6 protein-coding genes and 1 pseudogene are annotated in these 11,821 nt (G+C 60.1%); 6 read left to right on the top strand and 1 reads right to left on the bottom strand.

Going from position 1 to position 11,821, the window contains the following annotated elements; all coding sequences use genetic code 11:
* The first annotated feature begins 167 nt into the window (after positions 1-167).
* The 6 genes and pseudogenes from NKI88_RS26100 to NKI88_RS26075 all read left to right on the top strand — a co-directional run.
* Complete coding sequence (locus NKI88_RS26100) at positions 168-1,394, top strand: glycosyltransferase family 4 protein (RefSeq protein ID WP_352513641.1); 1,227 nt, start codon at positions 168-170, stop codon at positions 1,392-1,394.
* Positions 1,394-2,650 carry an O-antigen ligase family protein gene (locus tag NKI88_RS26095; protein WP_352658294.1) on the top strand — a complete coding sequence of 419 codons (1,257 nt, stop codon included), beginning with the start codon at positions 1,394-1,396 and terminating at the stop codon, positions 2,648-2,650. Before NKI88_RS26100 ends, NKI88_RS26095 begins: the two co-directional genes overlap by 1 nt.
* A 1-nt stretch (position 2,651) precedes the next feature.
* Entirely contained in the window at positions 2,652-4,649 is a 1,998-nt protein-coding gene (gene asnB, locus NKI88_RS26090; RefSeq protein ID WP_023741167.1) for an asparagine synthase (glutamine-hydrolyzing), read from the top strand.
* Position 4,650: 1 nt separating this feature from the next.
* The gene (locus NKI88_RS26085; RefSeq protein WP_023733255.1) at positions 4,651-6,852 is read left to right on the top strand and encodes a GumC family protein; all 2,202 of its coding nucleotides are present in this window, start codon (positions 4,651-4,653) and stop codon (positions 6,850-6,852) included.
* A gap of 69 nt (positions 6,853-6,921) precedes the next feature.
* Positions 6,922-9,093: a polysaccharide biosynthesis C-terminal domain-containing protein gene (locus NKI88_RS26080; RefSeq protein WP_352658292.1), complete on the top strand. Its 2,172-nt coding sequence runs from the start codon at positions 6,922-6,924 to the stop codon at positions 9,091-9,093.
* A gap of 215 nt (positions 9,094-9,308) precedes the next feature.
* A pseudogene (locus NKI88_RS26075) lies at positions 9,309-10,379 on the top strand (acyltransferase family protein); the annotation flags it as partial.
* Between the two features lie 155 nt (positions 10,380-10,534).
* On the opposite strand, the gene NKI88_RS26070 reads toward NKI88_RS26075, so the two are convergent.
* Positions 10,535-11,671: an NAD-dependent epimerase/dehydratase family protein gene (locus NKI88_RS26070; protein ID WP_352658290.1), complete on the bottom strand. Its 1,137-nt coding sequence runs from the start codon at positions 11,669-11,671 to the stop codon at positions 10,535-10,537.
* Positions 11,672-11,821: the final 150 nt, after the last annotated feature.

The following is an 11,821-nucleotide window of genomic DNA, read 5'->3' as shown; positions in this document are numbered from 1 at the left end:
CGCATCGTTGATCAGCTTGCTTCATGCAAACAGACGAGGACAGCACGAAAGCCTGCTCCTAGCGTGGGACTGGCTGTTGTGTGTTCAGGGGCGATGAAACCGGCCATGGAAACCGCGGATAGGGTCAGCTGTTTTACGCGATTGGTATCGCATCCAGGAGCGACAGGATGAGTCCGCATCTGGTTTGCGTTGGAGGCGAGGATCATAGACTAAGAATCCCGTTTCTTTTGGCGCTTCGCGAAAGGGGTTTTCAAGTCACTGCCGTTTCGAGTGATCTCGGAGCCGCCTTCTCACCCCATGGCATTGCCCATCGCCGATTTGGGTTCGACCGCTTTGGCAGCGGCGGTGCAGAATGGGGTGCTGTCAGCGCGATCCGTGAACTGATGTCCGAACTGCGTCCGGACATCATTCAAAGTTTCGACACCAAGCCCAATATCCTAACTCCACTGGCGGTGCGCGGGCACGTTCCCGTCGTTCGCACCATCAACGGGCTTGGTTGGACATTCTCGTCGCGGGAGCCGCGGGCCCTGGCATTGCGTCCTTTCTTTTGCGGCCTTCAGGGGGTGGCGTCTCGTTGGACAGCCATGACCGTCTTCCAGAATAGTGATGATCAGGCCTTCTTCGAGCGCTACCGGCTGGTGGCTCGCGGCAAAGGGCGACTGATCCGGAGTTCTGGCATCGACCCCGATGCATTCTCGATGGCAAGGTATCGTGGTCCTTCGGCTGCCACGATGCGTGAGGAACTTGGCCTACAATCAGCCCAGGTCATAATATTTGTCGGCCGGCTCACGCGGCAGAAGGGGATTCCAACCCTCATCGAGGCGGTTCCTCGCGTTATCCGCGAGAGGCCCAACGCGCGTTTCGTACTTGTCGGCCCGCAAGACTCCGAAGGTCCGTTTGCCGTCAGCAGAGCCGATATCGAGCGCCATGTTCCCCACGTTGTCGCATTGGGGCCAAGGCGCGACATTCCAGCCCTCCTTGGGATGGCGGATCTGTTTGCATTTCCGACGCAATATCGCGAGGGAATTCCGCGTGTCCTGCTGGAGGCGGGATTGTCCGGATTACCGATCGTCGCCTCGAATATGCCGGGCTGCAACGATGTGGTTGAGGATGGCTGGAACGGCTATCTCGTGGCGCCGCGCGATGCGGATGGCTTGGCCTCCCGGATAGTCGATCTTCTTTCCGACCCCGCCCGTGGCAAGACCATGGGCAGCCGTTCCGTCGGATTCGTGCGGGAGCGGTTCTCGTTGTCGTGGGTCATCGACCAGTATTGCGACCTGTACAAGACAATCCTGGGTGGCAGATATCGCAGCAGGCTTGTTCAAGCTGCGCAGGCGAATCCGAGGGAAGAGGCGGTGCCGAGCCCCCATCGACTGGGCGAGGCGCGGCAATGATGCGTGATGCGCTTCTGGCCTTCGGCGTCGCGATGTCCTACGCGGCGCAACTCAGCATCCCAGGGCTGCCCTTCGGCTACAGCGAACTATGCCTCACGCTCTGGATAATGCTGTCGATGACGCGAATCCTTGCTGGCGGCCAACTGGAGGTTACGCCGGCCCTGGCCAAGCTTGGGCTTTTCTGGCTGATCCTGGCGCTTGCCATGGGCGTGGGTTACATCATCGGTTTTCTGACAACCACGTTGTTCCTGGATCCGTTGTTGCACGACACGCTGGCCTATGTGCTGTTGGCGTGCGTCACCTGTCTGGCCGCTGCGGAGCCCAACGCGTCTTTCCGTTTGCGTCGTATCGCCTGGTGGATGGTTGCTATCGCGAATGCGGGCTTCATCATTCAGGTAGGGCTTGGCTTCGGCTGGCTCCATCAGGCTGGGGTCGAGCCTTGGTACTGGGACCGCTTCTGCGGATGGTCCGACAATCCGAACCAGCTTGCGCTCTACTGCGCCCTACTCGGTCCACTGGCCTTGCATCTTGCCACAACCACCAGCAATAAATGGGGAAGATGCCTTGCCCTATGCAGCCTCATATTCACCGTTTACGTCGGAAGGCTGACAAAAAGCGATACCTACCTTTATACCACGGTCCTGGCTTGTCTGATCCTTCTCGGGCTGCGGGTCCGGGCCTGGCTGACGAGCGACGGCAATAAGGCGAGCCTTTCAAGGCAGCTTGCCGTCCTGATGGCCGTTGGCTTCCTGCCGCTGGCCCTGTCTATAGCGCCCTATGCCCTCAGCGAGGCCTCCAGCGCCGAAGACTTCGCCAAGAGCCTGACCAAAGACAAGGGCGGGGAAGCGACTGCCCAAACCGCGGCGCTTCGCCTCTACCTCTGGAATGCAGCCTTGGAGAAGGGGGCACGATCGGGATCGCTTGGACTGGGTCCGGGCCCGCACCTAGATAGTCCGCCCGTGGTCAATCAACAGTTTTTGCCGCGGCCCTTCGAGGCGCACAGCACCATCCTGGATCTCTACACTCAGGGCGGCCTGATTTCGGTTCTAGCCCTGATGTGGATCTTCGGCTCGGCTGCGTTGTCCGCCTGGCGGGCGAAGCTGGACACTCTGGTGGCGCTCGTGGCATCGATCGCCGTTTTCAGTGCTCCGCATTTGGTCATCCGCCATCCGATCGTGTGGTTCTGTCTGACCCTCTGCCTTGCCGCTGGGACGCCGGAAGCGATCCCCGCGATTGTTCGCCAGAGGAGATGCTAGAATGTGTGGGATCGCCGGAATTTTGTTGGCGCCCGATGCAGCCAACGCAAGTGCGCTCAGGGCCATCGGACCGATGGCGACGGCGCTTCGTCATCGCGGACCTGACGGTGAGGCCTTCTGGGTGAGCCGTGAAGGGGGAGTAGCCTTCGGCCACCGGCGACTGGCCATCGTCGACCTGTCCGAAGCGGGTCGCCAGCCAATGCTCTCCGCGAGCGGTCGGTATGTCATCACCTTCAATGGCGAGATATACAATTTTCGCGATCTGCGCCGTGAACTGGAAGGGGCGGGCCATCATTTCCGCGGCGCCAGCGACACGGAGGTCATGCTGTGCGCAATCGAAAGCTGGGGCCTTGATTCAGCCCTCGCGCGCTTCGCTGGCATGTTTGCTTTTGGGCTGTGGGACCTGAAGAACCGAACGCTTCAGCTTGCCCGCGACCGAATGGGGAAGAAGCCACTCTATGTCGCCTTGACACGTGATGCGCTCGTCTTCGCCTCGGAGTTGAAGGCGATCACTTGCTTCCCAGGCTTCACCCCGGAACTCGATGTCGATGCGGCGACGACAATGGTTTCCAAAGGCTGGGTGCCGGATGACCGTTGCATTTGGCAGGGCGTGTTCAAGCTGCCACCTGGATCAGTCCTGTCGGTCACTGCGGCCCAATTCGCCAACGCCCGAGGCACCGGTTCGCTTGCGCATCGCATTCACCCTTGGTGGTCGCTGGCCGATGTCGCCTGCAAGGGACAGCGCGATCCGATAGCTGCCAGCGACGAGGACCTCGCAACCGAGCTCGACAGCCTGCTCCGCCTGGCCGTCAAGGAACGAATGATTGCAGATGTGCCGCTGGGCGCCTTTCTGTCGGGCGGAATCGACAGCTCGACTGTCGTCGCGCTGATGCAGGCACAGTCCCGAAACCCCGTTCGTACGTTCACCATAGCGTTCGGCGAAGGTGGGTTTGATGAAGCTCCCCATGCGGCCGCGGTGGCTCGGCATCTGGGCACCGATCATACGGAACTTCATCTCTCGCCGGCCGCCGCGCTTGAGGTCATTCCGGAGCTGCCCCGGATTTGGGACGAGCCGTTTGCCGATGAATCGCAGATACCGACGCTGCTGGTGTCGCGGCTCGCGCGGCAACATGTAACCGTGGCGCTTTCAGGCGATGGTGGCGACGAGTGCTTCGCAGGCTATTCTCGACACTTCCTGGCAGCCCGCCTCACAAAGCAGCATGAGCTGCCATTGTCATTTCGCCGGCTGTTGGCATCGGGGGCTGGGTTGCTGGCCCAAGCCTCTCAGAAAGATATCTTCGGCAATCTGCCGCTTTCATCGAATATGCGGCATGGCTTGCGCGGTGACCGCCTGGCTCGCCTTGCCCGCCTGCTCGCGGCGCGAGATGAGGACGAACTCCTTCTGCAACTGACCAAATCTTCAGCCAACGACCTTGTTCATCGCAAGCCGTCGACAGCACCTACCGACACGACAAAGCTCGACGGCCTGCTCTCGCGGCTCCTATTCGCCGACATGACAGGCTACCTACCGGGCGACATTTTGGTGAAGCTCGATCGAGCCACTATGGCCAACAGCCTCGAGGGGCGATGCCCGATCCTGGACCATCGCGTCGTTGAATTCGCCTGGCGCTTGCCAGCCCGTGCCAAAGTCCGAAACGGGAAGGGCAAATGGTTGCTTCGCCGACTGCTTGATCGTTATGTACCACGCCGACTGGTCGACCGGCCCAAGCAAGGTTTCGACGTTCCGGTCGGGACTTGGTTGAAAGGGCCCTTGCGCGGCTGGGCAACCGATATCATTGCCACGATCGGCCGCTCCGGGGACGGGGTCATCGACCGTGAGAAGGTCGACGCATGCTGGCGCAATCATCTGCATGGAAGCCAAGATAATTTCCGCGACCTGTGGCCGGTGCTCATGTTTCAGGCGTGGCGCAACGAAGCCATGCGGCCATCGACGGTCGCCACGCACCCTTCTTACCATATCGAACTGACAGGGGATTGAGATGGAAGGTTCCATAGCCAACCGCGCCCGGCGTCCGCGCGCCAAGCAGATGGAAGCTGGGACACTTGAAACCAATCTGCGCTTGATGCGGCCGCCACGCGAGCCAACGCAATCGTCACCCTTCCACCAGCTCGTCATCATCCTGACGACGCGAAAATGGTTCTTGCTTGCCATGGCCCTTCTGGGCGGCATCCTGGCCGGACTGGCAGGCTTCACCCGCCCGGTGCTGTTCGAGGCAACGACGCAGGTCATTATCGACGCCCCGAGCAGCAGTGCTTCGGGTGGCGTGGCATCCGCCCAGGACTCGCTGGAATCGAACATCGATGATCATCTGACGATGCTCTCCTCGCAAGGCCACCTGCGTCGGGTCCTGGCAGCACTGCGCAAAGCCCAACCAGTCGACGGTAACGGAAAGAGCGTCGTCAATGCCGTCCCGCCCGCGGCTGGCTCGTTCCTCATCGACCTCCTGAACAGGGCCTGGAGACAGGATAAGACAGTGGCGGAAAATCCGGACGCAGCGGACGCGCCCGAGCTGAAGGCGCTACGCAAGGGAATGAGGGTCGGACAAGAGCTGCGATCGCGCGTCATCACCATCGGGTTCACCGATCCAAGTCCGGCGCGTGCGGCACTTGTCGCGAACACGTTCGCCCAAGTCTACATTCAAGATCTGGTACAAAAAAGCCGAGCATCGGATCAGGTTCATCTGGATTCGATAGTCGCCAGCCTTCCGCAAGTACAAAGGGATCTTGTCGAAGCGACAGATCGGCTGGAGACATACCGGCTCACGCATGGCGCCGTCGATCAGACTGCGGCCAACAACGCAGCCAGTGAGACAGCGGAACTCGGCCGGCAGATATTCCTATCGAAAGCCAGTCTTTCCGCGTCGGAAGCGCGCCTTCGCCGTATTGAGGACCTGCGCAAGGCGGGCGCCCCGGTCACGGCCATCGCTGAAGAAATCGGGTCGCCCGTGTTGACGGACCTGGTGACACGCCAGTCGGGTGCCGCCGCCGACGGCGATCTGCGCAACGCGATCGCCCGCGAAATGGAGCAAAGCGTTGCCCGAATCGCTGCCGAGGCAAATGTTTACCGGTCCCAGGCTACGGCTCTTGAAAGTCGCAAAGCGATGCTCGACGCGGCCGTGGCCGACACGGCGAGCCAACTTTCGGGGCTGCGTTCCCTTGAGCCTCGGGTAGCCATCGTGACGCAGCATTACAACGAACTCCTGAGCCGGCAGCAGGACTTGACACGTCGCATCGCCGCTCCTTCCCCAGGCGTAGCGGTCCTTTCGACCGCCTGGCCGCCGTCGACCCCCATGACATTGTCGCCAATTTTCCTGATTCCCCCCGGCATGGTCGTCTTTGGTCTCATGGGGGCGGTCATTGTCCTAGTCCGCAACGGTTTCAACCAAACCTTGCGCAGTGAAGCCGAAGCCGAGGCCGAGCTTGGGGTCCCGTGCGTAGGACTGCTTCCCAGGGTTGCGGGACTTAACGCCAGAAAGCTACGGCATCTGGTTCTGAGCCAGCAGAACTTGCCGTTCAGCCGCGCCGTGACTTCGCTGCTCGTCACTGCGGCGCCAACTCAGGGGAAGGGGCAGCCGCCGCATATCATTCTCGTGACGTCCAGCATCCAGGACGATGCGAAGACCGAGTTGGCATGGAGCCTGGCGCTGGCGGCAACGCGGCTGGGAGGAAGAGTGCTTTTCCTCGATCTCGATCGCAAGGATGTACGGCTCACGAACGGGTTTCGTGGTGAATTCAGCACCGACAAGGCCCGGAACTCCTTCGGCGACTATGTGAATGAACGTTGCGTGCTGAAGGATGCAATCACGAGGATGCCGGAAATCGGTATCGACCTCATGGCCGCTCCAGCACCTTCCGATGATCTCCTGACGCTTCTGTCCACCGTCGACAAATGCCAGTTCACCGAGGAGCTGCGTTCGGCCTACGACGTGGTCATCATGAACGGTCCCCTGGGCCTCGGGGGGCCTGAAACCAGGCTGCTTAAGCGCTGGGCCGATTCGGTGCTTTTTGCCGTTCGCTGGGCAAGGACGAGGCGCAGCATTGCCCGTGGTGCTCTGGATGCAATAGGGGCCGGCGGATCCGCCACCGTTCCAGTAGGGAGTGTGCTCACCCGGGTGAACCTGAAGAGGCTAGCCGGCTCCAGGCTCGGAGACAACGCCGATCTTCTGTTGGAGAGGGTTTGAAGATGCGTCTGCGATCTTCAACAGAATCTCCAGGGAGCGATCGCGTCCCTAAATCGAGCCAGCTACACGATGATCATTGAATTTTTCGGACCTCCAGGATCCGGCAAAACAACCTTCGCACATGCGCTTGCGCAGCAGCTGCGCGGGAAAGGCTATCACGCCAAGGTCGCCCTCAGCTACAAGCCAAGCACCAGGGCCGCCAAATATGATCTCGGAATCTTTCTGTTCATATCACGGATCGTATCGGCGATATTTTCAACAGCCAGAATATTGCTTTTTTCGGCAGGGCGAGCCGATGATATTTCCAATTCCTTTGCAATGGTGAGGATGATACCGCCAAAAAACCGAATATGGCGCGCGCGAATCTGGCGATACATCCTGCACCTTTCGCGTTGCTGGAAGTCTGCGGAGCAATCGCCCGAAATTACGATTTTCGATCAAGGATATGTTCAAGCGATTGGTTCGCTTGCGATGTTCAATGGGAGCACCAACCCCAGAACGCTGGAAAAGGCGCTCAGCCTCGCACCGGCGGCCGATCTCACCGTCAGGCTCTTGGTGCCAGCTGCGGTCGTGGAAAGTCGCCTTCGTAGGCGGATGGAGCTTGAGCCGCCGGCGGAACGGATTTTCGAGGCCGACTTGAACATGAACATGCGCTCGTTCGCCGTTTTTGAAGCGATGCATGACCTCCTGACAACATCTGGCCGGGAAATCATCTCCGTCGAATACACCGATGGTCCATCGACCTTTAAAAGTATTTGTCGGATTGAGAGACAAATACTTTCTGCATTGTCGCGCTTCGATAGGGCGGTCGGCGAAAAGCAAATTGAGTTGCCATCTCATCGCGCAGACGTAACAACTGGTTCAGCAACCACACCGCCGCGCAACAAGGACATGGGATCGCGGCTCGCTTGGGCAAGCATCTTCGCCTTGTTGATCTATATTGGTGGCGCTGGTTTGACCAGTCTTGCCCAGTTGGCAATTGCACGCCTTATCGGACCTCACAACTACGGCATCTATTCCTACGTTCAGGCTTGGACGTCAGTGCTCGCCTATCTGGCAACGCTTGGCTTTAATGTATCATTGTTGCGTTTCCTCCCGGCCTATAGGGCCAGTGGCAGGCTTGATCTGGCCCGCGGGGTGATAAGATTTGCGCTGCAGAGATCGCTGATAGCGGCAACCTTGTTCGGGATGATCGGCGCTGCGTCAGTCCTGTTCCTTTCAGATCCAACGGAAAGAGGGCTTGAGACAAGCATCGTGCTCGGCATGATGGCTGTGCCCTTGGTTACCGCCTATGCTCTCGGAGCCACGCTTGTGCGTGCTTTCGGCGGCGTTGTCTCGGCGTTGTTGCCGGAGCGCATCATGCGAGACGGGCTCCTGCTCGTGTTGGTAGCCCTCCTGGCATTGTCGGGATTTCGAACAGTGGATGCGCCCTCGGTGACGCTGGCGGTGCTTGTGAGTTCCGCTTTCACAGCGGCCCTGGTGTTCATCATCGCGAGGAGGTTTGAACCACCCGACCTGGGACACGCCAAGCCAAGTTATGCCTCGAGGGAATGGTGGCTTGCCGTCCCCCCGCTCATGCTCATCACCGGGCTCGATGTTTTCGTCAGTCGGGCAGGAGTCCTGGTTTTGGGCTGGACAAGCCATATTGCTGAAGCGGGTATTTTCGCGCTGGCCTTGAATGTCGCGATGCTCGTGGGCCTGTCCCGTATCGCCGTGGCAACCATGTTTTCGCCAACAGCAGCCGATCTCTACGTCAGAGGCGATCGCAGAGGCCTACAACAGCTGTTCGCGCGCGCAACCCTGCTTTCTGCTGGCGGTGCCATCCTGGTGGCCGTCCCGATGATGGTGATCGTCGAGCCGTTCTTGAGCTATTTCGGTGAGGGTTATAGCGCGGGAGCGCCGATCGCACGGGTTCTGATTTTGGGATATGTCTTTGTCGCGCTGTGCGGGCCCCAACAGAATCTCCTGACCATGACTGGAAATGAATGGGCTGCGGCAACGACGATGATAGCGGGTGCTGTGGCCAATATCATTGCCTGTGCAGCCGGAGTTGCGGTGTACGGCCTGCTTGGCGCTGCGGTGGGTGTCGCACTTGCACTGAGCATCTGGAGCATTGCCATGGCCGTCTATATCCGCAAGCGACTGAAAATCATGCCAGGCTTGGTTTTTGCCTTGCTGTCGATCAGGCCGAGCGCGGTCGATGCCCGTCAATGGCATTGGTTCTTGAGGGCGAGCAAATGAGAGCACTGTTTTGGCTACGGTGATTGCCGTCGTTCGGGCAGGAAGTCACGAAGCCCGGATCGCACAAAGGCCATAGGGCTGCACAGACGCTTCGGCGTATCTCTGTTCCGGACACCCGCGCGGGCAGCCGATACTTCGCGGGCTGTGTCCGTCATTTGAAGGATGCATCAGTTTCGGAGGCGCCCCAGGGTGTGCTCACAATCTGCGGAGCATCCATGGAACAAGCCCGAATGGCGAGCGCCTCGGCGCCTGCAGTGCGCCGTCGCTCGGAGAGATCGACGCCTGTCGAGCGCAGCCAACGCGAAACCCTCACCCAAGTTCAGGTCCTGCGCGCCCTCGCGGCTAGTTCGGTCGCGCTGCGACACGCCCAGCATGATGCGGCCACCCTGGAATTACAGGCCGGCCGCACCTTTCAGAGCTGGAATCCGATACCATGGAGCGCTGGAGTCGATATTTTCTTCGTGATTTCCGGCCTTATCATGGTGCATACGTCGCGACAGCTGTTCGCAAAGCCCGGGGGCGCGCGTCTCTTCATTTCCCGCCGGATCGCGCGAATTGTCCCGCTATATTGGGCGCTCACCTCGCTCTACATTGCGGTAGCGGTGGCCGCCCCAAATTTTCTCAACCAGAGCTACGTCGATTTCAGGTTTGTAGTCGAATCCTATTTATTCGTTCCGGCCAGTCGCCCTGACGGCGTCGTTCAGCCGGTCTACGAGTTGGGTTGGACGCTCAATTATGAGATGCTGTTTTACGTGTTGTTCACGGCGACGATCGTGCTGCCCATGCGGTGGGCAGTTACGGTCCTGCTCACGATCCTGGTTGGGATGGTGCTCTCGGGCGCTCTTGCGGCTCCTTTGCCAGAGCCCTGGGGTTTCTGGACCAATCCGATCATCCTCGAATTTGCTTTCGGCGCGATGATCGGGGTCATTTGCGCCTCGGGCCTGCGGCCTTCCGGCCCAATCAGGGCCTGTGTCGCCGCAACGGGACTGGGTGCCCTGATGCTTGCGGCGGCGTTTCCCGATATCTCGGCCGGCCTTGGTCGCCCCGTCGTGTATGGCATTCCGGCGTCTCTAATAGTTTGGAGTGCTGCCTTGGCACCGCCGGGTAAACTGAGGCATGACAGCCTGGCGGCGAAGTGGGCCGCTGGCGTTGGCGATGCGTCATACGCTCTTTACCTCATGCATCCATTCGCCATGCGCATAATTTTCTGGCGTACAGGCTTGATCTTTGTGCTCGGCCCGTGGGCTTTCATCGGTTCGGCCTTGGCGATAACCCTGGGCGTGGCATTTATCACCCACCGTCTGTTCGAGAAGCCGCTCACCCGCTATGCGCGGCGCCTTCTGGGGGTCGGGCACGTCCCTTCCAGTGCCGGCGTATCCGAAGACAGATTGAAGGCGAGCCGCGACCCTGCCACACCTGGGAAAAGGCGGCGTTGTGCTCACTATGCCGTTGCCGGAAGGCCAGCTGGTCGCACCTGTCCGACAGGGCGTGCATGGAATTCCCGATACCATTCCACGAAACGTTGCACGCCGTCCTCCAGTGTTGTCGCCGGTGCGAAGCCAACGGCGCGGCGCAGGTCCCTGACATCGGCGCGGGTTTCCAGGACGTCACCTGGCGGTAAAGGTACGTTGACGCGAACGGCGCGGCGACCAAGGGCCGTCTCGATGAGCGCGATCAGATGGTTGATTTCTTCCGGCCGATCATTGCCGATATTGTAGAGCCTATATCGCGCCGAACTGGTGGCAGGATCGGCAGCGCGACCGTCCCAACCGGGATCCTGACACGGTGGTTTGGCGAGCACGCGAACAACCCCCTCTACGATGTCGTCGATATAGGTGAAATCCCGCCATACGCGCCCGGCATTGGCGATTTCGATCGTTCGGCCCTCGGCGATGGCATGGGTGAAAGTATAGACTGCCATGTCGGGCCTGCCCCAGGGACCATAGACGGTGAAGAAGCGCAGTCCGGTTACGGGCAAGCCGAACAGATGGCTGTAGGAATGCGCCATGCATTCGTTGGCGGCCTTGGTGGCGGCGTAGAAGCTCACCGGATGATTGGCACCATGATGCTCAGAAAAGGGTATGCGTCGATTGGCGCCGTATACGGAGCTCGACGAGGCATAAACGAGATGGCTGACGCCCGCGTGTCGGCAGCCCTCCAGAACGTTGAGAAATGCGACTATGTTTGACTCCACATAGGCATGCGGGTCGACGAGCGAATGACGCACCCCGGCCTGGGCGGCCAGATGCACGAAGTGCGATGGCTGGAATTCGCAGAACAGCGCTTTCACCAGCGACCGGTCCGCCAGGTCGAATCGCATCGGCGTGAACCTCGGCTCGGCGCAGAGCCGTGTAAATCGCGCCTCCTTCAGCTTCAGGTCGTAGTAAGGCGTGAAGTTGTCGACGCCGATGACTTCGGCGCCGAGCCGCAAAAGGCGTGACGCAACATGAAATCCGATGAACCCAGCGGCGCCCGTGACGATGATCGGCCCCGTGTGCGTAAGGTTCGACGCAGCACCATCCTGCAGCGCGTGAACGATATCCGCCAGCTTGTTGACCTTCGAATCTGCTTCGGCCATGGCAAGTCACTCCCGTTTCCAGGTTCCGCGTTCTGCGCTATCTCGGCAGCGCCTTGAACGATCGGAAATGGCGCCGCCGGCCTTGTGATCTACGCGACAGCGCGCTCAATGCGGGCCGCCGCTGTCTGAATCAAAGCGGATGCAGACAGC

This window comes from Mesorhizobium sp. M0317 (assembly GCF_040321555.1).
Taxonomy (GTDB): domain Bacteria; phylum Pseudomonadota; class Alphaproteobacteria; order Rhizobiales; family Rhizobiaceae; genus Mesorhizobium.
The sequence above is the reverse complement of the archived record's forward strand: the minus strand, read 5'-3'. Positions and strand labels throughout refer to the sequence as shown.

Bases quoted from the DNA above. Each gene is read 5' to 3' on its own strand.
- NKI88_RS26100 (WP_352513641.1), top strand. From the start codon at position 168: ATGAGTCCGCATCTGGTTTGCGTTGGAGGCGAGGATCATAGACTAAGA.
- NKI88_RS26095 (WP_352658294.1), top strand. From the start codon at position 1,394: ATGCGTGATGCGCTTCTGGCCTTCGGCGTCGCGATGTCCTACGCGGCG.
- asnB (WP_023741167.1), top strand. From the start codon at position 2,652: ATGTGTGGGATCGCCGGAATTTTGTTGGCGCCCGATGCAGCCAACGCA.
- NKI88_RS26085 (WP_023733255.1), top strand. From the start codon at position 4,651: ATGGAAGGTTCCATAGCCAACCGCGCCCGGCGTCCGCGCGCCAAGCAG.
- NKI88_RS26080 (WP_352658292.1), top strand. From the start codon at position 6,922: ATGATCATTGAATTTTTCGGACCTCCAGGATCCGGCAAAACAACCTTC.
- NKI88_RS26070 (WP_352658290.1), bottom strand. From the start codon at position 11,671: ATGGCCGAAGCAGATTCGAAGGTCAACAAGCTGGCGGATATCGTTCAC.